This is a genomic window from Citrobacter enshiensis, assembly GCF_029338175.1.
GTDB lineage: Bacteria > Pseudomonadota > Gammaproteobacteria > Enterobacterales > Enterobacteriaceae > Citrobacter_D > Citrobacter_D enshiensis.
On record NZ_CP119862.1, the window covers coordinates 119,775 to 146,345 of the forward strand.

Here is a 26,571-nt window from a genome sequence, read left to right on the forward strand (position 1 = left end):
CCCGAAAATTTAGCATTTCGTGCTATGGCTAAAATGGCGATTTCGAATTATGTTCAAAACATCAGCCATGACAGTCATCGGCTGCCTGCAATTTAAAACTCTTATTAAACGTGAACGCGAGGCAGGTATGTTTCTAAATTATTTCGCGTTGGGAGTGCTGATCTTCGTTTTCCTGGTTCTGTTTTACGGAATCATCGCGATTCACGATATCCCCTATTTGATTGCGAAAAAGCGCAATCACCCTCATGCCGACGCCATTCATACGGCAGGCTGGGTAAGCTTGTTTACGCTGCATGTTATCTGGCCGTTTCTGTGGATTTGGGCAACGCTGTATCAGCCAGAACGAGGCTGGGGCATGCAATCACACGCCAGGCCGCCAGGGCAGGAGCCTGACCCCGACATTGCCGCGCTGTCAGAGCGTATTACACAGCTAGAACAAAAACTGGCCCGGGTACAAACCCCCGACGACGATTCCTCTGTGGAGCGCTAATCATGGATCTGCTGATTGTGTTGACCTACGTGGCGTTGGCGTGGGCGGTATTTAAGATTTTCAGGATCCCGGTCAATCAATGGACGTTGGCAACGGCAGCGTTAGGCGGTGTATTTTTGGTGAGTGGGCTCATTCTCTTAATGAACTACAACCACCCCTACACCTTTACGGCACAGAAAGCGGTTATTTCCATCCCGATTACGCCGCAGGTCACCGGCATTGTTAGCGAAGTGACGGATAAAAATAATCAGTTGATTAAAAAGGGTGAGGTGTTGTTTAAACTCGACCCTGTTCGTTATCAGGCGCGGGTCGATCGCCTGCAGGCTGACCTGGTGACGGAAACGCATAATATACAGACGTTAAAAGCGCAACTCGCTGAAGCGCAGGCGAATACCACGCGGGTATCCGCCGAACGCGATCGGCTGTTCAAAGATTATCAGCGTTACCTGAAAGGCAGCCAGGCGAAGGTGAATCCTTTCTCTGAAAGCGATATCGATAATGCGCGGCAAAACTATCTGGCACAGGATGCCATGGTAAAAGGCTCCGTTGCAGAACAAGCGCAAATTCAGAGTCAGTTAGACAGTATGGTCAACGGCGAGCAGTCGCAGATCGTCAGCCTGAGAGCACAACTGGCGGAAGCCAGGTATAACCTTGAACAAACGGTGATTCGCGCGCCCAGCAACGGCTATGTCACCCAGGTGCTTATCCGTCCTGGTACCTATGCGGCCGCGCTACCGTTACGCCCGGTGATGGTATTTATTCCTGAGCAAAAACGACAAATCGTTGCACAATTCCGCCAAAACTCGTTGTTACGTCTTGAAGCGGGCGATGATGCGGAAGTGGTGTTCAACGCGCTGCCAGGGCAAGTTTTTCACGGCAAACTGAACAGCGTTTTGCCGGTGGTCCCCGGCGGTTCTTATCAGGCTCAGGGGGTATTGCAGTCGCTGACGGTGGTTCCGGGAACGGATGGCGTCCTCGCGCTGATTGATTTGGATCCGAACGCCGAAGTAGAAGCATTACCCGATGGTATCTATGCGCAGGTGGCTGTTTACTCTGACCATTTCGCCCATGTGTCCGTCATGCGTAAGGTATTGCTGCGCATGACCAGCTGGATGCACTATCTCTATTTGGATCACTAATGAAATGAAAGGCAGGCGTGCGATAAGCATCACCTGCCTTTTGCTCAATCCTGAGCCATACTGATATTTTTGTTGGCAAAAAGGACTGAACATGAAACTCATCGGCAGCTACACCAGCCCATTTGTACGCAAAATTTCCATTCTGTTGCTGGAAAAGGGCATCACCTTCGAATTTGTTAATGAACTCCCTTACAACGCAGAAAATAGCGTGGCGGATTATAACCCGCTGGGCAAAGTCCCCGCGCTGGTGACTGATGATGGGGAGTTCTGGTTCGATTCGCCCATCATTGCGGAATATATCGAATTGCTGGATATCGCTCCGGCCATGCTGCCGCGTGAACCGATGGCGTCACTGAAAGTTCGGCAGATTGAAGCGCTGGCGGACGGAATCATGGACGCTGGGCTGGTTTCTGTTCGTGAACAGGCGCGGCCTGCAGCACAGCAATCAGAAACGGAGCTGCTGCGCCAGCGGGAGAAGATCAACCGCAGTCTGGATGCGCTGGAGGGCTATCTCGCGAAGGGGACGATCACCACCGATACGGTAAACCTGGCCACTATCGCGATTGCCTGCGCGGTGGGCTACCTCAACTTTCGCCGCGTGGCGCCGGGCTGGTGTGTGGACAGACCGCAGTTAGTCAAACTGGTCGAAACACTCTTTAGTCGCGAAAGCTTCGCGCGCACGGAACCGCCAAAGGCTTGACGCGTATTATGTCCGCCTGATTAAACTCACGGTACAATCCCCCCTATGTCTACCTCCCTCTCCGCACCGGAGAGGGCCACCAACAGCCAGGCTTTTTCATGACAACCGAAACGCGTTCGCTTTACAGTCAGCTTCCCGCTATTGATCGCTTATTGCGTGATAGCGCCTTTCTTTCTTTACGTGACCTTCACGGACATACCCAACTGGTGGAGTTGCTTCGCCAGATGCTCGATGAAGCCAGAGAGATGATACGGGACGCGCAGGCATTGCCGGTATGGAGTGAAAACTGGGCGCTGGAGGCGAAAACCCGGCTGGAAAAAGAATCGCAAAGTGCCTTGCGTCCGGTGTTCAACCTGACGGGAACGGTACTACACACCAATCTCGGGCGTGCGATTCAGGCGCAAGAGGCTATTGAAGCCGTCGCTGATGCGATGCGCTCTCCGGTCACGCTGGAGTATGACCTGGATGATGCAGGTCGCGGGCATCGCGACCGTGCGTTAGCTGACCTGTTGTGCCGCATTACCGGTGCGGAAGACGCCTGTATCGTCAATAACAACGCGGCGGCGGTGCTGCTGATGCTGGCGGCGATGGCCAACGGTAAAGAGGTGATCGTTTCCCGTGGTGAACTGGTAGAAATTGGCGGCGCGTTCCGCATTCCGGATGTCATGCGTCAGGCCGGGTGTACGCTGCATGAGGTGGGGACGACCAACCGGACGCATGCAAACGATTATCGCCAGGCGGTGAACGAGAACACCGGCCTGTTGATGAAAGTGCATACCAGTAACTACAGCATCGAAGGATTTACCCACTCGGTGGATGAAGCTGAATTAGCGGCGATCGGGATGGAACGGGATATTCCGGTGGTGACGGATCTGGGCAGCGGTTCACTGGTGGATCTGAGCCAGTACGGTTTGCCGAAAGAGCCGATGCCGCAGCAATTGATTGCTGCTGGCGTTAGCCTGGTGAGTTTTTCTGGCGACAAACTGCTGGGTGGACCGCAGGCCGGGATTATTGTCGGTAAGAAAGAGATGATTGCCCGTTTGCAACGTCATCCTCTTAAACGCGCGCTACGGGCGGATAAAATGACCCTCGCGGCGCTGGAAGCGACGCTGCGTCTGTACCTGCACCCGGAAGCATTAGCAGAGAAATTACCGACACTGCGGCTGTTAACCCGCAGCGAAGCGGCGATTCAGGCACAGGCGCAGAGGTTACAGCCGTTGCTTGCCACGCATTATGAAGGGCTGTTTGCCGTCAATGTCATGCCCTGTCTGTCGCAGATTGGCAGCGGCTCACTGCCTGTTGATCGGTTGCCCAGCGCGGCACTGACATTTACCCCGCATGATGGGCGGGGAAGCCATCTCGACGCGTTGGCGGCGCGCTGGCGCACGCTGCCCACGCCAATCATTGGCCGCATTTACGATGGCCGCTTATGGCTGGATTTGCGCTGTCTTGAAGATGAAACCCGGTTTATGGAGTTGATGTTGAAATGATTATTGCCACTGCCGGACACGTTGACCACGGTAAAACAACGTTATTACAGGCGATTACGGGTGTGAATGCCGATCGTCTGCCTGAAGAGAAAAAGCGCGGCATGACCATCGACCTGGGGTATGCCTACTGGCCGCAGGCGGATGGTCGCGTGCTGGGGTTTATTGATGTTCCAGGCCACGAGAAATTTTTGTCCAACATGCTGGCGGGGGTGGGCGGTATTGACCACGCACTGCTGGTGGTGGCTTGCGACGATGGCGTAATGGCGCAAACGCGCGAGCATCTGCAGATCCTAAAACTGACGGGGAATCCGCAACTCACCGTCGCACTCACCAAAGCTGACCGCGTGGATGAAACGCGAATTGAAGAGGTGCGTGAAGAGATCAAGACGACGCTGACCCACTATGGTTTTTCCGGGGCAAGGCTCTTTGTGACTGCAGCCAGTGAAGGGCGCGGCATTGACTCGTTGCGTGAACATCTGCAGCAATTGTCTTCGCGCGCCCATGCGAGCAATCAGAGTTTCCGTCTGGCCCTCGACCGCGCCTTTACGGTGAAAGGCGCGGGACTGGTGGTGACCGGGACAGCGCTCAGCGGCGAAGTGAATGTCGGCGACACGTTGTGGCTCACTGGCGTGAATAAACCGATGCGTGTACGTAGCCTGCATGCGCAAAATCAGCCGACTGAGCACGCCCATGCCGGGCAGCGTATCGCGTTAAATATCGCCGGCGACGCGGAAAAAGATCAGCTTAACCGTGGCGACTGGCTGCTCTCCGATGCGCCGCCGGAGGCATTCACCCGCGTCATTGTCTCTTTAGAACAACAGGCGCCGCTCACGCAGTGGCAGCCGCTGCATATCCACCATGCCGCCAGCCATGTGACCGGGCGCGTTTCCCTGCTGGAAGGTTCGCTGGCTGAACTGGTTTTTGATACTCCGCTCTGGCTTGCTGATAACGACCGCCTGGTATTGCGTGATATCTCCGCGCGCACCACGTTGGCGGGGGCGCGCGTTGTGATGCTCAATCCGCCGCGCCGCGGTAAACGTAAGCCCGACTATTTACAGTGGCTGTCGGCGTTGGAAAATGCGCAGGATGACAGCGCCGCGCTGGAGATTCATCTGGAGCGTGGGGCCGTCAATCTGCCCGATTTTGCGTGGGCGCGCCAACTCAATGGCGAGGGTATGCGTCAACTTATTGATCAGCCTGATTTTATTCAGGCCGGATACAGTCTGTTGAACGCCCCTGTCGCCGCCCGCTGGCAGCGTAAAATCCTCGATACGCTGGCGACCTACCATGAGCAGCATCGTGACGAACCGGGACCTGGACGCGAGCGGCTGCGGCGTATGGCGCTGCCAATGGAAGACGAAGCGCTGGTGCTGCTGCTGATCGAACGTATGCGGGAAAGCGGCGTTATTCATAGCCATCACGGGTGGTTGCATCTCCCCGATCACAAAGCCGGGTTCAGCGACGAGCAACAGGCCATCTGGCACAAAACCGAATCGCTGTTTGGCGATGAACCCTGGTGGGTACGGGATCTGGCGCGGGAAACCGGAGCAGATGAGCAAATCATGCGTCAGGTATTACGACAAGCTGCGCAGCAGGGGATGATCACGGCAATCGTGAAAGATCGTTATTATCGTAACGATCGAATTGTCTCTTTTGCCAATATGATCCGCGACCTGGATCGGGAAAAAGGATCAACCTGTGCGGCTGATTTCCGTGATCGACTCAATGTTGGGCGAAAACTGGCCATTCAGATTCTGGAGTATTTTGACAGGATTGGTTTTACTCGTCGCCGGGGAAATGATCACCTGTTACGGGATGCTTTATTATTCCCTGAAAAGAAATGATACGGTTAATATATGTACGACATAAATTAATACAAAAAATACATTGATTTGGATAAAGCACGTTCAGTTATTAACCGAATGTGCTTTTTTATTTTCGTCATTATGAAAAAAACAACGCTGATCATATTTTGAGTAAACATTACTCCGTATGCTGCTTTTCTGATTTATTGATGAAATTAAGGATAGTCTTATGGCTGCTTCAACATTTTTTATTCCTTCCGTTAATATCATTGGCGCTGATTCACTGAAAGACGCGATGAATACGATGGCGGAATATGGATTTCGCCGCACGTTAATTGTCACGGATACCATGCTGACAAAATTAGGTATGGCGGGCGAAATTCAAAAAGCGCTGCAGGAACGTGATATTTTCAGCGTGGTTTATGATGGTACGCAGCCTAACCCAACCACTGGAAACGTTGCCGCCGGGCTGAAAATGCTTGAAGAAAATGCGTGCGACAGCGTGATTTCTCTGGGCGGTGGATCTCCGCACGACTGCGCAAAAGGTATTGCGCTAGTGGCGGCTAACGGTGGCGATATCCGTGATTATGAAGGTGTGGATCGCTCCGCGAAACCACAGTTGCCGATGATTGCCATCAACACCACGGCAGGCACAGCATCGGAAATGACTCGCTTCTGCATTATCACCGACGAAGCGCGCCACATTAAAATGGCGATTGTGGATAAACACGTCACACCGCTTCTCTCCGTGAACGACTCTTCGCTGATGGTCGGTATGCCGAAATCGCTGACCGCCGCGACCGGCATGGATGCGTTAACCCACGCTATTGAAGCGTATGTTTCCATCGCCGCCACGCCGATTACCGATGCATGTGCTCTGAAAGCCGTCACCATGATTGCTGAGAATCTGCCGACTGCGGTTGAAGATGGCAGCAACGCGCAGGCGCGTGAAGCGATGGCCTATGCGCAGTTCCTGGCGGGAATGGCGTTTAACAACGCGTCTCTTGGCTATGTACATGCGATGGCGCACCAGCTCGGCGGTTTCTACAACCTGCCGCATGGCGTGTGTAACGCCATATTGCTGCCGCACGTCCAGGTGTTTAACAGCCAGGTTGCGGCGGGGCGTCTGCGTGATTGCGCGGCGGCGATGGGTGTGAACGTAGCCGCTATGAGCGAAGCGGAAGGCGCGCAAGCCTGTATCGCCGCGATTCGTGAACTGGCACAGCAGGTGAATATTCCGGCGGGTCTGCGAGATCTGAACGTGAAAGAAGAAGATTTTCCGGTACTGGCGACCAATGCGCTGAAAGATGCCTGCGGCCTGACCAACCCGATTCAGGCGACCCACGAGGAGATCATGGCAATTTATCGTGCTGCCATGTAAATAATCGCGGAGGGTGATACGGCCTATGAATCGTATGATTTATAGGCCGGATAAGGTGAAACCGCCATCCGGCAAAGATCATCAGCCCGCGTTTTTAATCCCTTCTCGCAGCCATGGCGTAATAGTCACCCCGACCAGTAAACCTTCTGGGCTGAGCAAGCGGGTCACGGTTTGCCCCCATGGCTCTATACGGTTAGCAATTAACAGCTCGTAACCCTGACCAATCAACGCCTGTGTGGCGGCGTCGATATCACGTACCTCAAATTCAATCCACGCTTGCGGAACCAGCAGGTCTGAAGGCCACTGCTCGTGACCAAAGCAGGAGATTGCCGCCTGCGAGAGAGGCCAGAGCGCAAAATGATTCACCCCCGCCAGTTGGTCGACTTCGGTAAGGAGGTATTCCTCATTGCCCTCCATCTCTTTAAGCGGCAAACCCAATGACGTTTTGTAAAACGATGTGCTGGCGTCAGTACTACGCGTGATGGGGCCAAATCCAGCCACAAACAGAACCTCAACGCCGGGAATATCTTGTTTCATGTTCACCCCTTGAAAGGTACTACAGATAACGTGACCGCAGTCGTAAAGCTGTAACCGTCTGGCGAAGATTTCACCAGCTCAGTCTACCTTTGTAGTACCCCTACAGCAAGGAGATGGTCATGACCAATAATCCCCCTTCAACACGTATCCAGCCCGGCGAATATGGTTATCCTCTGAAGTTAAAAGCCCGCTACGACAACTTTATCGGTGGCGACTGGGTTGCGCCTGCAGACGGTGAGTACTATCAGAACCTGACGCCTGTGACCGGGCAGCTGCTATGTGAAGTGGCCTCTTCCGGCAAAAAAGATATCGATCTGGCGCTTGATGCTGCCCATAAGATAAAAGACAAATGGGCGCATACCTCTGTACAGGATCGCGCTGCCATTCTGTTCAAAATTGCCGATCGTATGGAGCAAAATCTGGAGTTGCTGGCAACGGCGGAAACCTGGGACAACGGCAAACCGATTCGTGAAACCAGCGCTGCCGACGTGCCGTTGGCGATCGACCATTTCCGCTATTTTGCCTCTTGTATTCGTGCGCAGGAAGGCGGTATCAGTGAAGTGGACAGCGACACGGTCGCTTACCATTTTCATGAACCGCTTGGCGTGGTGGGACAAATCATTCCGTGGAACTTCCCACTGCTGATGGCAAGTTGGAAAATGGCGCCAGCGCTGGCGGCGGGCAACTGTGTGGTGCTCAAACCTGCGCGTCTGACACCGCTTTCGGTGCTGTTGTTGATGGAAATCATTGGTGATTTGTTGCCGCCGGGCGTGGTGAACGTGGTTAACGGTGCGGGCGGGGAGATCGGTGAATATCTGGCAACCTCGAAGCGCATCGCAAAAGTGGCGTTTACCGGTTCAACGGAAGTTGGCCAGCAGATCATGCAGTATGCCACGCAGAACATTATTCCAGTGACGCTGGAGCTGGGAGGAAAATCCCCGAATATCTTCTTTGCTGATGTGATGGATGAAGAAGATGCGTTCTTTGACAAGGCGCTGGAAGGCTTTGCCCTCTTCGCATTTAACCAGGGCGAGGTCTGTACCTGCCCGAGTCGTGCGCTGGTGCAGGAATCCATTTATGAGCGCTTTATGGAACGGGCGATTCGCCGGGTGGAGAGCATCCGCAGTGGTAACCCGCTCGACAGCGTGACGCAGATGGGGGCGCAGGTCTCTCATGGTCAGATGGAAACCATTCTGAATTACATTGATATTGGTAAGAAAGAAGGGGCTGATATCCTGACTGGCGGGCGACGCAAGCAGCTGGAAGGCGAGTTAAAAGAGGGGTATTACCTCGAGCCGACAATCCTGTTTGGTAAGAACAATATGCGCGTATTCCAGGAGGAGATCTTCGGCCCGGTGCTGGCGGTGACAACCTTCAAAACGATGGATGAAGCGCTGGCGCTGGCTAACGACACTCAATATGGCCTCGGCGCAGGGGTCTGGAGCCGCAATGGTAATCTGGCCTATAAAATGGGGCGTGGCATTCAGGCCGGGCGCGTGTGGACCAACTGTTATCATGCTTATCCCGCGCATGCCGCGTTTGGGGGCTATAAGCAGTCGGGCATTGGCCGTGAGACACACAAAATGATGCTCGAGCATTATCAGCAAACCAAATGTCTGCTGGTGAGCTATTCTGATAAACCGCTAGGATTGTTCTGATATTTATTTTATAACATGCCCGGTGACCTCTCGTTTACCGGGCATGATTCCCTTCAAATCCAACGCAGCGCCATCCGCAATATCGCCATAGTATATATAAATCTATATGACTTTATATAAATATGGTCATTGCCTGGCGAGCGCACCCCCCATTACTATCCTCCAGATGTATTTGGTTTTGTTAAAATACTGATTGATATTTTTTGGGTTTTTGAGGGAAATATGTTCCTGAATTATTTTGCGTTAGGTGTATTGGTTGTCGTATTCCTGGTTATTTTTTATGGGATTATCATTCTGCATGATATTCCCTACCTAATTGCGAAAAAACGTAATCATCCACATGCCGACGCGATACATGTCGCGGGCTGGGTGAGCTTGTTTACGCTACATATTATTTGGCCCTTCTTATGGATTTGGGCAACGCTTTATCGTTCGGACCGCGGATGGGGAATGCAGAGTCATAACCCTGATCTTATTGAGTTGCAACAGCGTGTCGCCGGACTGGAAAAAAAACTGGCCGAGGCTAAGTCCTCCCCAGCGGAGTAATTTTTATGGATTTACTGATTATTCTCACCTATGTGGCTTTTGCATGGGCCATGTTTAAAATCTTCAAAATTCCCGTCAATAAATGGACAATACCGACTGCAGCATTGGGCGGTATATTTATTGTTAGCGGTTTAATATTACTGATGAACTATAACCATCCGTATACTTTTAAAGCGCAGAAGGCGGTGGTCTCCATTCCGGTAGTGCCATTGGTGACGGGTACTGTCATCGAAGTGACGGATAAGAAAGATACCCTGATAAAAAAAGGGGAAGTTCTTTTTAAATTGAATCCGGGACGTTATCAGGCCCGGGTTGATCGTCTGCAGGCTGATATTGTCACGGCGACCCATAAAGAGCAGACGCTTGTCGCGCAGCTGGCAGAAATGCAGGCAAATACACAGAAGGCGAAAGCCACACGAGACCGACTCGGGAAAGATTATCAGCGTTATCTGCAGGGCAGTCAGGCAAAAGTGAATCCATTCTCGGAACGCGATATTGATGCTGCACGGCAGAACTACCTGGCTCAGGAAGCCGCAGTAAAATCATCCATTGCAGAAGAACAGCAGATTCAAAGTCAGTTAGACAGTCTGGTTCAGGGCGAAAACTCGCAGGTCGCAAGCCTCAGAGCGCAACTTGCGGAAGCGGAATTTAACCTTGAACAAACCGTCGTGCGCGCGCCGAGCGATGGGTATGCGACGCAGGTATTGATACGTCCAGGCACCTATGCCGCCGCACTGCCTCTGCGTCCAGTGATGGTGTTTATTCCCAGCCAGAAACGACAAATCATCGCCCAGTTCCGGCAGAATTCGCTGCTGCGTCTGAAACCTGGCGATGAAGCTGAAGTGGTGTTTAACGCCCTGCCGGGGAGAGTGTATAGCGGGAAGCTCTCTTCCATTAGTCCCGCAGTACCCGGGGGGACGTATCAGTCGATGGGGGCTTTGCAATCTTTAAACATAACGCCCGGAACGGATGGGGTGATTGCCAGCATCGAACTGAATGAGAATGTGGATTTCAACGCGCTGCCTGACGGTATCTTCGCCCAGGTTGCCGTCTATTCCGAGCACTTCAGCCACGTCTCCATTATGCGTAAAGTGCTGTTACGAATGACCAGTTGGATGCACTACCTGTATCTCGATCATTGATCTGTTAATTGATAAGCTTGCTCAGGTGATTTCTGGATTACGTGAGCAAGCTGATGACGAATTTCATTCAGCAACTCATCCAGCACATACTGCACTCGCCAGGGTTGATATTCACGCTTGCGGAAGATAACGACTAAATCCAGCCACCATTGATGTTGTTCCGCAAAACAGGGGCTCAACGTTCCAGACTGAATATCCTGCTTTAATGTTGTATCAGGCGCAAACACAATGCCCAAATGATTACGGGCAAGATCGAGTGCTGCTTGCGTATTGTCGCAAACATAATTTCCCTTCACCCGATATTCATTAGCATCCTCCCCCCCGTTAGATGTAAAGCGCCAGATATTGGCATCATCAATCATCATTGAATCAATAAGAATACAGGAATGATTTTCAAGTTCCTGGGGATGATTAATGGGATGCTTTTTAAGATATTCACGACTTGCATAAGCGCTGACTGCATATTTAACCAGAAATGAGGCAACCAACGTTTGATCTTTCGGTGGTGCATACGTCACCATAATGTCGCAGTCATCAGGAAAGTCGACGCCTTCATAAAATGCTTTTCTTTCAAGGTTTGATGTTTTAAGTGTCAAGGTAATATCGCCAATATCGGCTATATTAGCGATAACATTCTTAGATAAGTAAGAAATAATTCCTGTAGGCGCATACACAGTAACGCGTCCACGTTTCTCATGCTTATAATCAGCAATAAAATTAGTTAACTGATTATTTTTATCCAGACAAGCATTGATATACGGGAGAAGCGCGGCCCCAAACGGCGTGAGCGTGAGCTGTCGGGTGGTTCTGTCGAATACTTTTAACCCTATTTTTGATTCAAAATCAGCAAGGTACTTGCTAACGTTTGCCTGAGCGATACCCAGCGCTAACGCGGCATGGCTGATATTTTCGCTGGCCGCAATCACCGAGATAATCTTTAATTCTCTCGGCTTGAGTTGTTGTTTGTTCATCATAGAACCCATGTATATATGAATTTATATATTACTATATAAATATGTGCATTGCATCGTTGAAATTGTAAGCATTATTATGCTCGCGCTTTGTAGCTTATTTTAAAATGGAAAGTTGGGCATGTTAATTAAACGTAATATTTTGGCAGTATTTGCAATGTCTTTTATGGCGAGTGCAACTGCTTCAGAATTCTCTCTTGGTGCCGGTGCTGTTTATAATGAATCACCTTATCGCGGATATAATGAAAATGTTCATGCGGCACCGCTGATCAGTTACGAAAGTGAGTCTTTTTATTTCAGACAAACATCCTTAGGCTATATTCTTTCAAAAAATGAAAAAAATGAATTTAGCATAACCGCTTCCTGGATGCCGCTGGAGTTTGATCCTGCCGACAACGACGAGCATGACATGAAGCAGCTGGATAAGCGCGACAGCACAGCTATGGTCGGTGCCGCATGGTATCGCCACGAGAAGTGGGGAAGCGTGAAAGTGTCTGCTGCCGCAGATGTTTTGGATAACAGCAATGGTTGGGTGGGTGAAGTTTCTGTTTTCCGCCCTATGCCTGTGGGTAAATTCACCCTTACACCGTCTGCTGGTGTTCTCTATTACGACAAAAATTTCAACGACTACTACTACGGTGTATCGGACAGCGAATCCCGCCGCAGCGGACTGTCCAGCTACTCTCCTGACGACAGCTGGATGCCGTATGTAGGTCTGGCCATGAAGTATCCGTTAACCAACAACCTGGTACTGGTTGCCAGTGCGACGTATACCGTACTGCCGGACGATGTTAAAGACAGCCCGATGGTAGATCGCGACGACAGCTTCACTTTCCTGTCTGGGGTGAGTTGGCGTTTCTGATTATCATCCTGTTTGCCCTCAGGGAAGAGGGCGAATTCTTACGCCATATCGTGAAATGCTCACAACGGTTGGCCGGACAGGACACGCTAGTGCCGCCATCCGGCAGGCTACCCATTACTTCTCGTTGATCCAAATCCTCATTTCACCTTCGCCACGGTTTGCCCAGCTAAACCAGGGAATGAATGTCAGCGTATGCGCTTGTCGGGAACCGGGTGAGACGTCGTAGTGCCACAGCGATTGTCGATCCGCATCGGCGACGCTTTGTTTTACGCCATCAGCCTGGATCAGGATTTTACGGGCGAATATTCCTTTGCCTTCAATTACTCTACATTCGCTATCGTTGGGCAACCATAGATTGTGTAATTCTTCGCCGTTGTCCGCTTGCTCAAGACAATAGACCAGCGGTCCGCGTTGGATAGCGACTTTACCCGTGACATGACGGACCAGCGGATTACCGTACACGCGGCGCACCGGCATCGGCAAGGTCAGAACCAGCGCATCTCCTTCCTGCCATGTATAGGTAATGTGCAGATAGCCTTTACGTATGTCCTGTTCCACCGCCTGATTATTCAGGGTGACATGGGCCTCAGAACACCAGTCGGGCAGGCGTAAGGCCAGGGTGTGATGAATGGGGTGCGGGGATTCTATGGTGATTTTTACTTGTTCATGCCAGGGGTAGTCTCCACTGATGCAGAGTTTCAGCGTGCTGTCTTGCACCGGAACCTCTACGCGGTTTCCTATATACAAGTTGATATATAAGGTGTTTTCACTCTGAGTGTAGATGTAATGGCCTATGGAGGTTAGTACGCGTGCGATGTTTGGCGGGCAGCAGGCGCAGCCAAACCAGCGCTGGCGAACCGGCTGCACATGATCGTAAATGTGATTGAATTTTAATGTCCTGGGATGGACTTCCAGCGGGTTAACGTAGAAGAAATGTTTGCCATCGAGCGCCATCCCACCGAGCACGGTGTTATATAAGGCACGTTCCATAACATCGGCATACTGGCTGTCGGCTTCCAGTTCCAGCATCCGGCGAGCGAACATCATCAACCCGATAGACGCACAGCTTTCGGCATACACCGTGTCGTTAGGTAAATCGTAATCGCTACTGAATGCTTCTCCCCGGCTTTGTGAGCCAATTCCGCCAGTAATGTACATCTGGCGCTGGGCCATGTTTTGCCACAAACGCAGGCAATCCTGGCGTTTGCTTTCATCGTGGTTCAGGCGAGCCAGGTGCGCCACTCCGGTCATCAAATAAACAAAACGGACGGCATGACCGATAGCCACGGGTTGCTCTGATAGCGGTAAATGCGCCTGGCTGTATGGTTTGTCTTTCACCATCCAGGCGGTGCCATGATTAGGCCAGTGCCAGGTACCACCGCGTTTATCGAATTCGGTGTCGTAGAAGTGCGGCTGCGTGCCGCGCTGTTCAACAAAATAATTCACCAGCCGCAGATAACGTGTTTCCTGAGTGACCTCAAACAGACGCATTAGCGCCAGTTCAATTTCCGGGTGTCCATCGTAACCCTGCAACTTATCTTCCTCTGCGCCAAATACACTGTCGATATGATCGGCAAGGCGGCAGGCAACCTCCAGTAAATTGCGTTTACCGGTTGCCTGAAACCATGCAACCGCTGCCTCTATCATGTGTCCGGCGGTGTAAAGTTCGTGGCACTCCGCCAGGTTAGTCCAGCGTTTCTCAGGTTCTTTTACCGTAAACCAGGTGTTGAGATATCCATCCGGGCATTGGGCGGCCGCGATCAGTGCAATTACCTCATCGGCTGTTTTTTCAAGATTAGCGTCCGGTTTCTGGCACAACGACCAGGCAACGGCTTCCAGCCACTTCGCAGCGTCGCTGTCCTGAAACACCATCCCGTAAAACTCCCCCGATTTCTGGCCTGCGGCAATACGGAAATTCTCTATCGCATGGCTGGGATCGGCTTCAGGGATACGGTCGTTCAGCGCGTCCCATTGGTAGGGGATAACGACATCGCGGACCAGTTGCTGATATTGTCCGAGGAACGGATCGTTAACCGTGAGTTTATGCAGATCGATTTCCTGTACGTTCACTGTGTGCTCCTTAAGGCTGTACATGACGCTGACGCAGGTCGGTGGCAATGCGAGACATCATCGGGTTATTGAGTTTGCAACGACGGATCGACAGCGCCAACAGCAGGTGAAACAGGGCCGGGAGTAGCGTTTCCATGGCAGTAATTCCCTGTAAAGAGTGCGGAGTCTGGTTAGCCGTGCCGGGTTGATAGGCGACAAAAATGAATAGCAAACTGATGATCCCTGCGCTGGAAGCCCAGGCCAGTTTGATGAAAAACAGATTGAAGGCGAAGTTCATGCCGGAAGAGCGCACGCCGGTTTTCCATTCACCATAATCGTCGGCAAACGCCATCAGTGAGAAGTGTAGTGGTAACGTGAACCCAAGAATAATGCCGTTGCCGAGAATGATGACCAGCCACAGCGTCTGGTAACCCGGGCCGGAGGGGAGAAACCACATCAGCACGGCAAACAGAGCCAGCACCAGGTTGGTGTAGTAATAGAGTTTGACGGTATCTACCCGGCGAGTCAGGGGGTTAACAATCACGGAACCGAGAATAGAGGCGAAAGTCACCATGGTGAAAAAGAGCGATGTGTAAGCGGTGCTGCCCTCCAGAACGTAAGTAATGAAGTACATATACCCGCCGCCGCGAATGTTAAACACGTTGATTAGCAAGAAAGACATCACCAGCATCAGCAATAACTGGTCATTTTTACGCAGTCCGCCGAGATGTTCGCGCAGGGTAAATTGCCCCATCATCGCCAACGGAACACGCTCACGTACCCAGAAGAAACAGCATAAAAACATCACTACGGCGACCGCACAGAGCACGCCAACACCCCGTTGATAGCCCTCGGCCGTATTGCCCTGACCGAGTACATCGACCATCCAGGGCAGCCCGACAGAAACGAGAAACCCGGCGACGCCACACAGCACAAATCGCCAGGACTGGCACGAGATTACCTCGTTGTGGCGGGTGGTCATGGTATTTATCAACGCGCAGTAAGGCACGTTGATAGCGGTATAACCAACCGAAAGTAAGAGATAAGTACCGAATGCCCAGGCGATTTTTATCCCCATACTGGCATCCGGCACGGTAAAGGTCAGAACGCCGATGATGCCAATGGGAAAGGCAATCCACAGCTGCCATGGACGAAAGCGTCCCCATCGGCTTTGTGTGCGGTCGGCAATCACTCCCATGATGGGATCGGAAATGGCGTCGAAGACACGTAGGGCAATAAACAGCGTACCGACCAGTGCGGGGGTTAAACCGAACACATCAGTGTAGAAAAAAGTGAGAAAGTTCATGATCAGGCAGGTGATGACGGTCCCGCCTGCATCCCCCAGTCCGTAGCCTATCTTCTCACGTACGGTCAGCGCATCATCGGCATTGTTCCGGACAGTATGGGGGGGCGCAATCGGTGTAGAGGTCATGGATATTCCTCGCTAAAGGGTGAGGTATCTTTCAGTGATTATTGTTTTACGGGATATGACCTGATTAATTCTGCCTGGATCGCGGGTGGCAACAAGGCGACGATAGAGTAAAAAAAGATGACGATTCCGACCTGTTATTAAATTTGTGATTCAGATCCAGGGAGGTTTTATTTTTTGATTAATAATCAATGTATAACGTGATCTTCTTATGCCTTTTTAATGGAAAATTACATATTTATGCTCGAATTATCCATGACATTACCGATTAAAGTACAAAACGGTGGATTATTCATTTCCCGTGGTGTGGGACGCCATCCAGCCAGACGACTGGCGTCATGGGAAATTATCTTTGTTGAAAAAGGTCAGTTGGCTATTCAGGAAGAGGAGCACACATTTTACGTGGAAGCCGGGGAAAGCTTGTTGCTCTGGCCGCATCGGCGTCATACTGGCGCGGCGGATTTCCCCGCCGACCTCAAGTTTTACTGGCTTCACTTTGAAGTCAAAGCACCGGACAACGACCCACGCTGGTTGACCCATCTCTCTGTACCCCAGCATACTCAAGTCACCGATCCCCAGGCGTTAGTGGCGCTGTTTCGTCAATTTATGAGTGAACAGGAAAAACTTCAGCGCGGCCCGGCGCTAGAGTTTATTGTCTTGCTTATTTTGCAACAGCTTACGTGTTCTGCCCAACAACGTGAAAACAACAATGACGCGGGGAGCGTGTTGGCCTGGAAAGCACGACAGCTTATTCGCACGCAATATCATTTAGCGCTTTCTACCGCGATTTTGGCGAAGGAACTTCATTGCAATGCTGATTATCTTGGCCGGGTGTATCGCCGGGTATTTCACCTGACGTTAACGGAAGCCATACACCGTCAACGCGTGCGGGAAGCGGAGAAATTGCTCATCAGTGATGCCTGCTCGCTGAAAGAGGTCGCAGAATTATGTGGGTTTAACGATGTGGGTTATTTTCGTCAAATATTCCGTAAAAACACAGGGTTGACCCCCGCCACCTGGAAGCAGCGGTACTGCAAGGAACATATTAACTCTGCGTGATGGCAAGACCGCTCTGGCAATTTCACCTGCGCTGGTTTTTTGTGTTCGGGAGTCAATGTATCAGGCAAAACACCAGAACATGACGGGCATCTGACAAAAATGAAGGGTTTCCGTTGTCGGATCAAAGCAGCGTTGGCGGCCTCTCTGGCAATCTGGCGCTTTAAGGCGGATGGAGCAGGTCATGAACCCATTTATTGTGGCGGATGCAGCGAAGTGCATTGGATGTCGTACCTGCGAAGTTGCCTGTGTGGTCTCACATCAGGAGAGCCAGGACTGCGCAGCGGTGTCTCCTGGAGAATTTGTCTCGCGAATTCGGGTCATTAAAGATAATGCGTTCACGACGGCGGTGACCTGCCATCAATGTGAAGACGCACCGTGTGCGAACGTCTGCCCGACGCAGGCTATTCGTCGCGAACGTGGGCATATCTTCGTTGAGCAATCGCGCTGTATCGGGTGTAAAAGTTGTATGCTGGCATGCCCGTTTGGGGCGATGAATGTGGTTTCGAAGATGTCCCGGGCGCAGGCCATCAAGTGCGATCTTTGCTGGCATCGCGAGGCGGGACCCGCCTGCGTCGAGGCCTGTCCAACCCATGCCTTAGCGTGCCTGGACGTCGCCACGCTCCAACGTCATCGTCTGCTTTCCCAACCGTTGTGAACACGACATTCCCGGCAATCATGACCGGGAATGTGACGAACTGTCAGCCCTCAAGCCAGGCGCGTTCAATCTCTTGGGCCAGAATTTTTACGCCCGCTTCGATTTTCTCCGGATCGGGAACGTAATTCATCCGCATGCATTGATGCGTGTGCGGCCATGGTTTATCCAGTCCAGGGAAGAAGTAGTCGCCAGGCACCATCAGGACGCCGCGTTTTTTCAGGCGCTGATAGAGCAATTCTGTGGTGATGGGCAAATCCTTAAACCACAACCACAGGAAAATGGCGCCCTCCGGTTTATGGATCAGGCAGCGGTCTTCAGATAAATAGCGACGAATGATGGTAATCGTCTCCTGAACGCGCTGGTAATAAAACGGTTTTATCACCGTCTCTGACAGGCGCAGCAGATCGTTGCGTTTGATCATTTCACACATCATCGCGGGCCCCATCCCCCCAGGCGCCAGGCTGATAATGCCGTTCATGTTGGTGATGGCGGTGATGATTTCTTCATTGGCGATAATAATACCGCAGCGAGAACCGGGAAGCCCCAGCTTGGAGAGGCTCATGCACAGGATAGTGTTGGGGTTCCACAACGGTCGAGCGTCGCTGAAAATAATCCCCGGGAAGGGAACGCCGTAGGCGTTATCAATCACTAGCGGGATGTCGTGTTGGTGCGCCAGAGCGTCCAGCTTCATGAGCTCTTCGTCGGTGATGACATTGCCTGTTGGGTTTGTTGGGCGCGATACACAGATCATGCCCGTCTCTTCGCCGATATGCAGATGTTCAAAATCAACGTGATATTTAAACTGGCCTTCCGGCAGCAGCTCAATATTCGGGCGAGCCGAAACGAAGAGATCTTCTTCCAGACCGGAATCGGCATAGCCAATGTATTCCGGCGCGAGCGGGAAAAGCACTTTTTTGGTCGTGCCGTCGGCGCGGCGTCCGGCGAAGAGATTAAACAAGTAGAAAAATGCGCTCTGACTACCATTTGTTAGCGCAATATTTTGTGGCCCGATATCCCAACCCAGCGTTTCACGGAGCAGTGCGGCGAGCGCGTCCAGCAGTTCGGTTTTTCCCTGCGGACCGTCATAATTGCAAAGCGCATCAGTGGCTTTGCCGTTCTCCAGCATCTCAGCCAGGAGCGCGTGGAAGTATTCCTGCATCGCCGGGATTTGCGCCGGGTTACCGCCGCCAAGCATGATTGCGCCAGGCGTGCGTAAACCGTCGTTGAGGTCCTCCATCAGGCGGGTAATGCCTGAGTGGCGGGTAAATTTGTCGCCAAAAAGTGAGAATGTCATAGCAGATGGTCTGTCGGGCTGAGTAGTAAAGTGGCTAACCATAGCGCTACCTCTGGCAGGGTGCAAATCAGGCGACTGTGAAGAGAATCACACTTTATGCTGCCAGTTTCTGTCTGATTAGTGTTTTGTTTTGCTAAAGGGTTCTGACACATAGTGGATGCCAGAACCCAGATGGAATCAGGGGCGGCCAGCCCAAATGACCATCACTTTATCGTCACCACGCTCGCGCACGAAGCCGTATCCCTGCGTTAATGAAAGGGTCGTTTGTGTACCCGCGCCAATGGCGGAATGGCGGGATCTGAACTGGCTGATACGCTGCCAGTGCGCAACGGCGTCAGCCGCGTTACCGCTCACATCCTGCCAGTTCATCTCTGACCGTGTCCCCTGCAGAGGATCGGAGCCGGTGGGGCCGAAAGGTCGCGCAGACTCATCACCGTAAAAGATCTGTACAGCCCCTGGCGCCAGCAGCAACAGCTCCGCAGCTTTATCGCCGCCTTCCCGGAACAGGCGAGTATCGTGTGATGAGAGATAGCTCAGAACGTTGAAATCTTGCAACTTTTCCGCCATCTGTTGCCAGGTGAGATCCATGTTTGCCAGACAATCGACCGCTTTTGCCGCCTGTTCCTGGTAATCAAAATTGATCATCGCGTCGAAGCCGTGGCGGTAATAGTCGCTTTGCATCACGCCATGACCCCAGGCTTCACCGGTCATCCAGAAGGGGCTGTCATCCAGCGCCTTGTCTGGATTGGCGTGTTTCCATTCAACCAGCGCCGCGCTGGCCTGCGTTTTCAGTTGTTGCCAGGCGGGAAGTTCGACGTGTTTGGCGGTATCAACGCGGAAACCGTCGATACCGTAGTCCCGTACCCACTGGCTTAACCAGTGGGTTAAATAATCTCGCGGCGTGTAACCCGCAAGGGCTTTGGCATGGGTATCCGGTTTGTGTTGATAGAAGACGGGCAGGCCAGAAGGGGTGGTGGACTCGGTTTTGAGATCCGGTAAAAAGGCCAGGGACATGGTCTGGTCATCAAAGCCCGGCGCGTCGTAATCACCGATGTCGGTGCGGATCCACTTTTTTCCCCACCATTTTTCCCAGGCGGCTTTATCGCCGAAGTTGATGTAATCATTAAAGCTGTGCCAGCTTTGACCTGCTGCGGGTTTCCAGTCCGTCCAGCGCTCACCGAGCGTTTTCTTCAGCTCGTCTCCCGATAGATACAGCGCACCAAACTGGTACTCCTGCATATCCGCCAGCGTGGCGTAACCGCTATGGTTCATCACCACATCGAACAGAATTCGAATGCCGCGCTGATGTGCGCCGTCAACCAGTGCGCGCAGGTCGTCACCGGTACCCATATTGGCGTCAAGCGTGGTCCAGTCCTGGGTGTAATAACCGTGGTAGGCGTAATGGGGGAAATCGCCTTTGGTACCGCCGCCGACCCAACCATGAATTTGCTCAAAGGGGGCGCTTACCCACAGGGCGTTGACGCCAAGCTGCTGCAGATAGTCCAGTTTGCTCACCAGCCCGCGTAAATCGCCGCCATGAAAGGTACCGATCTCCTGCATACCGTCTTTATGGCGGCCATAACTGTTGTCGTTTGTCGGATCGCCATTCTGGAAGCGGTCTGTCAGCACAAAATAGACGGTGGCGTTATGCCAGTCGAATGCAGCGGGAGCGTCGGTCTCTGCCCGTTCCAGCAGTAAAAGTCCATTACTGGTCGCCGCGGGCTGGAGCGTGATGTGGCCATTTTTAACCGTGGCGATTTGCTGGCTGTAGAAATCGCGTACTTTTGAGCCTTCCGGAAAGCTCCCGGCGACATCCAGGGTCAGCGGCGAACCGTCCCATTTTGGACACTGGCGTATCTGATGGGCGACAGGTTCGGCGGCATTCTTTACCGACAGCATCAGCGTCGGTGTACCCGAGCGGGTATCCACCTCCAGCGTATAGTCGCCCGCTTTAAAAAGCCGCCATTGCGGAGGGGTTCCCTCGCACGGTTTGAGGGATAGCATCTGATTGAGCTTTATCGTCTCTGCGGGCTGCCAGCACTGTTGGTCAAACGTCAGCGTTAAAGGACGAGTACCCTTCGTCAACGTGGTATGGCTGACAAATTTACCCGTTCCTTGTGCAGTGAATGCCGGGAAGCCGGGCGTTGTCCATGATGAAGCGATCGCAATGCCGGGCATCAACGCCAGAGCAATGGCGGCAAGTTTCATAACGCGGTCCTTGTTGCGGCGATTTTAGTCAGTTTGCCAGTGAAATGGGGCGGCAAACTCATCCTTTGGATGAATACCTCCAGGATGAGGCGCGAGGATGAGCGATCGTGCGCAAAAAACAGCCTTATTTTGCGATAACCTCCACATTTTCATCGAATTAATGACATTCCTAACCGTTAGCGCGTGACATAGTTTCAGAATTGGACTATTCCTTTGGGTGCTCTGGACGGCTATTTTTGATATGATTTGAGATTCAACTCTCATTTTTGTGAAAAATATAAGGTGTTGGAATGTATAAATCCGACCAGGAGACCTAATGATATTGACTCCCATTCGACGATATGGGGCAATGATTCTTATGTTACTCACCATCGCATTTTCGGGTGAGGTGCTGGCAAAGACGCACACAACGACAACGAGTCAGAAGTCCCATGTAACCAAGACAAGTAATACACAGGCAAGCAGTAAACAAGAGTATTCTCGCAATAGTGCAAAGAGCAGTTCACTTCCTGATTTGCGAAAATACCCTTCCGGAACACCAAGGAAAAAAGCGTTTCTCCGGACGGTTATGCCTTATATTACCAGTCAAAATGCTGCCATTACGGCGGATCGTAACTGGCTGATTTCAAAGCAGTACCAGAACCGCTGGTCGCCTTCTGAGCGTGCGCGTATGAAAGATATCGCGAAACGCTACAAGGTGAGCTGGTCCGGCAATACGCGTAAAGTTCCGTGGAACACGTTACTTGAGCGTGTCGACATTATCCCTACCAGCATGGTGGCGACAATGGCTGCGGCAGAAAGCGGCTGGGGTACCTCTAAGCTGGCCCGTAGCAATAACAATCTGTTTGGTATGAAGTGTGGGAAAGGCCGTTGCAGCAACGCGCCAGGTAAAGTGAAAGGCTATTCTCAGTTCGACTCTGTTAAAGAGTCGGTCAGCGCCTATGTCATCAACCTGAATACCCACCCGGCTTACTCCTCCTTCCGTAAGTCGCGCGCGCAGCTGCGCAAAGCGGATCAGGAAGTGACAGCTACGGCGATGATTCATAAGCTGAAGGGTTATTCAACGAAAGGACAGAGCTATAACAACTATCTGTTCGCTATGTACCAGGATAACCAGCGCTTAATTGCCGCGCATATGTAATCGTTAAATGCCGGATGGCGCATTAGCGTCGCCATCCGGCAAGCACATCACAACAACACTTCACTGTTCAGGTCACGGTACTCTTTCGGGGTCGTGCCATACTCTTTCTTAAAGACCGAATAGAAATATTGCAGGGAAGGATAGCCGCACATCTGCGAGATTTCGTTGATCGACAGTGTGGTGGAAATCAACAGGCTACGTGCTTTTTCCAGTTTTTCAGCATGGATTACGGCGTGGATAGTCTCTCCTACTTCCTCTTTGAATCGCTTCTCCAGATTTGAGCGAGAAATGCCCACCGCATCCAGCACCTGATCAACCTTGATACCTTTACAGGCATGATTGCGAATGAAATGCATGGCCTGAATGACGGCCGGGTCCGTGAGCGAACGATAATCGGTCGACTGACGCTCAACGACGCGCACCGGAGGGACGAGGATACGCTGTAAGGGCATCTCTTCGTTGGCCAGCAGGCGGTGCAGCATTTTGGCGGCCTGATATCCCATCTGCCGCGCGCCCTGTGCGACCGACGAGAGCGCGACGCGTGACAGGTAACGGGTGAGTTCTTCGTTATCAATCCCAATGACGCTCAGCTTTTCGGGCACTGGGATGTGCAGATGTTCACAGACCTGCAGCACATGCCGCGCACGGGCGTCAGTCACCGCAATAATGCCGGTTTGTGGCGGCAGGGTTTGCAGCCAGTCTGCCAGCCGATTTTGTGCGTGCTGCCAGTTCTCTGGCGCTGTCTCCAGCCCCTGATAGACCACGCCGCGGTATTTCTCTTCCGCCACTAACTGACAAAACGCGTATTCACGTTCTGCTGCCCAGCGTTTACCGCTGGAGGCGGGCAGGCCATAGAAGGCAAAACGGTTAATCCCTTTTTCTTTCAGGTGCAGAAAGGCGCTTTCCACCAATGCGAAGTTATCCGTGGCGACGTAATGGACCGGAGGGTAATGTTCAGGAAGATGGTAGGAACCGCCGACGCCGACGATGGGAACGTCAACGTCAGCAAGCAGGCGGGCAATCTCATCGTCGTCGTAGTCGGCGATGACGCCATCTCCCAGCCACTCTTTGATGTTATCAATCCGGGCACGAAAGTCTTCCTCAATAAAGATATCCCACTCGGATTGCGACGCTTGCAAATATTCACCGACACCTTCGACGACCTGACGGTCGTAAGCTTTGTTGGCGTTAAATAACAGCGTGATACGATGACGTTTATCAAACATGGTTCTTTTCCTGCTGAATCATGCATAAAAACAATGCCGGTAGATATTTACCGGCATTGAAACTTCCCCATTTTCTTACATTCAGGCACGGCGTTTGGTTGCTGAGTCCATCCATACTGCCAGCAACAGAATCGCTCCCTTCACGATATACTGCCAGAAAGTGGGAACATCCATCATACTCATTCCATTGTCGAGAGAGGCCATAATAAATGCACCCATAACGGCACCGGCGACACTCCCAATACCGCCCGCCAGACTGGTTCCCCCAATCACACACGCGGCAATCGCATCCAGTTCCGCAATATTCCCGGCGGAAGGGGAGCCCGCGCCAAGTCGTGAACTGAGGATCAGACCGGCAATCGCCACCATCAGGCCATTAATGGCGAAGACCGCGAGCTTGGTACGCTCGACGTTAATGCCAGACAGACGTGCGGCTTCGATATTGCCGCCGATGGCGTAAATGCGACGACCAAAGGCGGTGCGCGTTGCCATAAACATGCCGCCCAACAGCAGTAGCGTCAGCAGCAGCACCGGCGTCGGGACGCCACGATAATCATTCAGCAGCCAGATTGCGCCTAATACGATAATGGCCGTCAACGCCTGGCGACCGACAACCGACGTCGATACGGGAGATTCAAGGCCTAATGCCTGGCGACGCATACGCCCACGCCATTGCCAGCCAATAAACGCCATTAACCCGAGAGCGCCGATGATAAAACCAGTACCATCAGACAAGTAACTTTGGCCAATCTGTGACATTGCAGCGCTGGTGGGCGAGACAGTTGTGCCGTTGGTGATCCCGATGAGAATACCGCGAAAAGCCAGCATGCCGGCAAGCGTCACAATAAACGAAGGGACTTTGCGGTAGGCGACCCACCATCCGTTCCAGGCGCCGAGGAGCAAACCCAGAGCCAGCGTGACGATCACCGTCAGCGGTAATGGCCAGCCTAGCCAGACGTCGCAGATTGCCGCGACGCCGCCCAATAAGCCCATCATCGAGCCGACCGAGAGATCGATTTCGGCGGAAATAATCACGAACACCATACCGACAGCCAGGATACCCGTAATCGCAGTTTGTCGCAGCAGGTTAGAGACGTTGCGGGCGCTCAGGTAGGCGCCATCGGTGGTCCACGTGAAGAACAACATGATAACGATAATCGCCGCAATCATGACGAAGACTTGTAAATTCAGCGATTTGATTCCGGGGAAGCCGCCTGCCCGTGGGGCTGCAAGTTTCGCTTCAGACGGGGTGTTTTTCGACATGGTGTTCGCTCCTCAATGCGGCTTCCATGACCTGCTCCTGAGTCAGGTTATGATTCACCAGGTTAGCTTTCAGTTTTCCTTCATGCATCACCAGGATGCGATCGCTCAGTCCGAGCACTTCAGGTAATTCGGAAGAGATGACAATGACGGCGATCCCTTGCTGCACAAGCTGGTTGATGAGCTTGTAGATTTCATATTTAGCGCCGATATCAATTCCCCGCGTGGGTTCATCAAGGATCAGAATGCGGGGATTTAACAGGAGACAGCGTGCCAGAATCGCTTTTTGCTGATTGCCTCCGCTCAGACGACCAATGGCAAGATCGGGAGAGGAGGTTTTTACTTTGAGCTGCTGGAGGGATTCCAGAATGCATTTTTGTTCTGCGGCATCATCGAGATGGCTCAGGGGCCCGGAAAATGTGTCGAGAGCCGCCAGCGTGATATTTTTTCCCACCGCCATCACGGGAACAATACCGTCTCTTTTGCGGTCTTCGGGAACCATGGCAATACCCTGAGCAATGGCTTGCTGGCAGTTACGAATATCCACGGGATGGTCCTCAATGAATATTTTCCCCTCCCAACGACCAGGCCAGACGCCAAACAGACACTGAACGGCTTCGGTACGCCCGGCTCCAACGAGTCCGGCAATGCCCAGAATTTCACCGCGCTTAAGGGAGAAGGAAATATCGTTAACCCGCTTAATATGGCGGTTCACAGGATGCCATGCGGTGAGGTGCTCAACCCGTAAAATCTCGTCTCCCATTGTGTGTGGTTCACTGGGATAGAGCGCAGTTAACTCACGCCCGACCATCATGGTGATAATATCGTCTTCACTCATGCCAGTGGCATCACGGGTGCCAATATGCTGACCATCGCGAATAACGCAAATCGTATCCGAAATGGCTTTAACCTCATTGAGTTTGTGAGAAATGTAAATGCAGGCAATATCGTGCTGTTGCAGGTCGCGTATAATATTCAGCAGGATGGCGGTTTCCTGCTCGGTGAGTGAGGCCGTGGGTTCATCCAGAATGAGCAGGCGGACCTGTTTGTTCAGCGCCTTGGCGATTTCGACCAGTTGCTGTTGTCCCAAACCTAAATCACCGACTCGTGTATCGGGCGAAATGGACAAACTGACCTGTTCTAATAATTTTTGGCAACGCAGCGTCATCATGTCGTAATCCAACAGGCCATGACGCGTGATTTCGCTGCCAAGAAATATATTTTCCAGAACCGTCAGATGTTTAACCAGGGCTAATTCCTGGTGAATAATGGCAATACCTTTACGTTCGGTGTCGCGAATATGGTTAGCCTGAATGGTTTCGCCCGCAAAAATGATCTCGCCTTCGTAAGACCCGTGCGGATAAATACCGCACAGCACCTTCATTAATGTCGATTTCCCGGAACCATTCTCGCCGCATAATGAAACGATTTCGCCAGCATTGACCCTGAGGCTCACGTTATCAACCGCCTTCACGACGCCGAATGTCTTGGTAATGCTCTTCATTTCAAGTAGATATGGCATAACTGCT

General features: G+C 52.2%; 22 protein-coding genes. 13 read left to right on the plus strand and 9 right to left on the minus strand.

Going from position 1 to position 26,571, the window contains the following annotated elements; genetic code table 11:
• Window positions 1-127 precede the first annotated feature (127 nt).
• The 6 genes from P2W74_RS00580 (at window position 128) to yiaY (ending at window position 7,005) form a co-directional block, all read left to right on the plus strand.
• The gene (locus P2W74_RS00580) at window positions 128-490 is read left to right on the plus strand and encodes a DUF3302 domain-containing protein (protein WP_276293496.1); all 363 of its coding nucleotides are present in this window, start codon (window positions 128-130) and stop codon (window positions 488-490) included.
• A gap of 2 nt (window positions 491-492) precedes the next feature.
• A complete protein-coding gene (locus P2W74_RS00585) occupies window positions 493-1,629 on the plus strand; it encodes an HlyD family secretion protein (RefSeq protein WP_203359599.1) in 1,137 nt (378 codons plus the stop codon).
• Between the two features lie 91 nt (window positions 1,630-1,720).
• Window positions 1,721-2,329 carry a glutathione S-transferase gene (locus tag P2W74_RS00590; protein ID WP_203359600.1) on the plus strand — a complete coding sequence of 203 codons (609 nt, stop codon included), beginning with the start codon at window positions 1,721-1,723 and terminating at the stop codon, window positions 2,327-2,329.
• 98 nt (window positions 2,330-2,427) lie between these two features.
• Window positions 2,428-3,819: an L-seryl-tRNA(Sec) selenium transferase gene (selA, locus tag P2W74_RS00595; protein ID WP_276293497.1), complete on the plus strand. Its 1,392-nt coding sequence runs from the start codon at window positions 2,428-2,430 to the stop codon at window positions 3,817-3,819.
• A complete protein-coding gene (gene selB, locus P2W74_RS00600; RefSeq protein ID WP_276293498.1) occupies window positions 3,816-5,663 on the plus strand; it encodes a selenocysteine-specific translation elongation factor in 1,848 nt (615 codons plus the stop codon). Before selA ends, selB begins: the two co-directional genes overlap by 4 nt.
• A 190-nt stretch (window positions 5,664-5,853) precedes the next feature.
• Window positions 5,854-7,005 (plus strand): L-threonine dehydrogenase, encoded by a 1,152-nt coding sequence (yiaY, locus tag P2W74_RS00605; protein WP_276293499.1) that lies wholly within the window; start codon window positions 5,854-5,856, stop codon window positions 7,003-7,005.
• An 81-nt stretch (window positions 7,006-7,086) separates the two neighbouring features.
• Here yiaY and P2W74_RS00610 read toward each other — a convergent pair whose 3' ends face one another.
• Entirely contained in the window at window positions 7,087-7,542 is a 456-nt protein-coding gene (locus P2W74_RS00610; RefSeq protein ID WP_276293500.1) for a VOC family protein, read from the minus strand.
• Between the two features lie 119 nt (window positions 7,543-7,661).
• On the opposite strand from P2W74_RS00610, the gene aldB reads away from it, so the two are divergent.
• The 3 genes from aldB to P2W74_RS00625 all read left to right on the plus strand — a co-directional run bounded on the left by aldB (window position 7,662) and on the right by P2W74_RS00625 (window position 10,888).
• Window positions 7,662-9,200, plus strand: a complete 1,539-nt coding sequence (gene aldB / locus P2W74_RS00615) for an aldehyde dehydrogenase AldB (protein ID WP_276293501.1) — start codon at window positions 7,662-7,664, stop codon at window positions 9,198-9,200.
• A gap of 222 nt (window positions 9,201-9,422) precedes the next feature.
• Entirely contained in the window at window positions 9,423-9,746 is a 324-nt protein-coding gene (locus P2W74_RS00620; protein WP_276295274.1) for a DUF3302 domain-containing protein, read from the plus strand.
• 5 nt (window positions 9,747-9,751) lie between these two features.
• The gene (locus P2W74_RS00625; RefSeq protein WP_276293502.1) at window positions 9,752-10,888 is read left to right on the plus strand and encodes an HlyD family secretion protein; all 1,137 of its coding nucleotides are present in this window, start codon (window positions 9,752-9,754) and stop codon (window positions 10,886-10,888) included.
• Here the strand turns inward: P2W74_RS00625 and P2W74_RS00630 are convergent.
• Window positions 10,882-11,859 carry a LysR family transcriptional regulator gene (locus P2W74_RS00630; protein ID WP_276295275.1) on the minus strand — a complete coding sequence of 326 codons (978 nt, stop codon included), beginning with the start codon at window positions 11,857-11,859 and terminating at the stop codon, window positions 10,882-10,884. The genes P2W74_RS00625 and P2W74_RS00630 overlap by 7 nt on opposite strands.
• Before the next feature lie 121 nt (window positions 11,860-11,980).
• Here P2W74_RS00630 and P2W74_RS00635 point away from each other — a divergent pair, with 121 nt between their 5' ends.
• Window positions 11,981-12,721 (plus strand): MipA/OmpV family protein, encoded by a 741-nt coding sequence (locus P2W74_RS00635; protein ID WP_276293503.1) that lies wholly within the window; start codon window positions 11,981-11,983, stop codon window positions 12,719-12,721.
• 114 nt (window positions 12,722-12,835) lie between these two features.
• Here the strand turns inward: P2W74_RS00635 and P2W74_RS00640 are convergent, their stop codons facing one another.
• Window positions 12,836-14,791 (minus strand): glycoside hydrolase family 127 protein, encoded by a 1,956-nt coding sequence (locus tag P2W74_RS00640; RefSeq protein ID WP_276293504.1) that lies wholly within the window; start codon window positions 14,789-14,791, stop codon window positions 12,836-12,838.
• Window positions 14,792-14,801: 10 nt separating this feature from the next.
• On the minus strand, window positions 14,802-16,202 hold the full coding sequence (locus tag P2W74_RS00645; RefSeq protein WP_276293505.1) for an MFS transporter: 1,401 nt from the start codon (window positions 16,200-16,202) through the stop codon (window positions 14,802-14,804).
• A 237-nt stretch (window positions 16,203-16,439) separates the two neighbouring features.
• Here P2W74_RS00645 and P2W74_RS00650 point away from each other — a divergent pair, with 237 nt between their 5' ends.
• Both P2W74_RS00650 and P2W74_RS00655 read left to right on the plus strand, forming a co-directional pair.
• The gene (locus P2W74_RS00650; protein ID WP_276293506.1) at window positions 16,440-17,258 is read left to right on the plus strand and encodes a helix-turn-helix domain-containing protein; all 819 of its coding nucleotides are present in this window, start codon (window positions 16,440-16,442) and stop codon (window positions 17,256-17,258) included.
• Window positions 17,259-17,439: 181 nt separating this feature from the next.
• Window positions 17,440-17,913, plus strand: a complete 474-nt coding sequence (locus P2W74_RS00655) for a 4Fe-4S binding protein (protein WP_276293507.1) — start codon at window positions 17,440-17,442, stop codon at window positions 17,911-17,913.
• Window positions 17,914-17,956: 43 nt separating this feature from the next.
• Here the strand turns inward: P2W74_RS00655 and avtA are convergent, their stop codons facing one another.
• Together avtA and malS are read right to left on the minus strand one after the other, a co-directional pair.
• A complete protein-coding gene (avtA, locus tag P2W74_RS00660) occupies window positions 17,957-19,207 on the minus strand; it encodes a valine--pyruvate transaminase (protein ID WP_412767213.1) in 1,251 nt (416 codons plus the stop codon).
• A gap of 177 nt (window positions 19,208-19,384) precedes the next feature.
• On the minus strand, window positions 19,385-21,415 hold the full coding sequence (gene malS / locus P2W74_RS00665) for an alpha-amylase (RefSeq protein WP_276293509.1): 2,031 nt from the start codon (window positions 21,413-21,415) through the stop codon (window positions 19,385-19,387).
• 316 nt (window positions 21,416-21,731) lie between these two features.
• Between malS and P2W74_RS00670 the strand changes: the two genes are divergently transcribed.
• Window positions 21,732-22,556, plus strand: coding sequence for a protein bax (locus tag P2W74_RS00670; RefSeq protein WP_276293510.1), 825 nt, complete (start codon window positions 21,732-21,734; stop codon window positions 22,554-22,556).
• A 47-nt stretch (window positions 22,557-22,603) separates the two neighbouring features.
• Here the strand turns inward: P2W74_RS00670 and xylR are convergent, their stop codons facing one another.
• The 3 genes from xylR to P2W74_RS00685 form a co-directional block, all read right to left on the minus strand.
• Window positions 22,604-23,782 carry a D-xylose utilization transcriptional activator XylR gene (gene xylR / locus P2W74_RS00675; protein ID WP_192614135.1) on the minus strand — a complete coding sequence of 393 codons (1,179 nt, stop codon included), beginning with the start codon at window positions 23,780-23,782 and terminating at the stop codon, window positions 22,604-22,606.
• Window positions 23,783-23,863: 81 nt separating this feature from the next.
• Window positions 23,864-25,045, minus strand: coding sequence for a xylose ABC transporter permease XylH (gene xylH / locus P2W74_RS00680; protein WP_276293511.1), 1,182 nt, complete (start codon window positions 25,043-25,045; stop codon window positions 23,864-23,866).
• Window positions 25,023-26,564, minus strand: coding sequence for a xylose ABC transporter ATP-binding protein (locus P2W74_RS00685; RefSeq protein ID WP_276293512.1), 1,542 nt, complete (start codon window positions 26,562-26,564; stop codon window positions 25,023-25,025). Before P2W74_RS00685 ends, xylH begins: the two co-directional genes overlap by 23 nt.
• Between the last annotated feature and the right edge of the window lie 7 nt (window positions 26,565-26,571).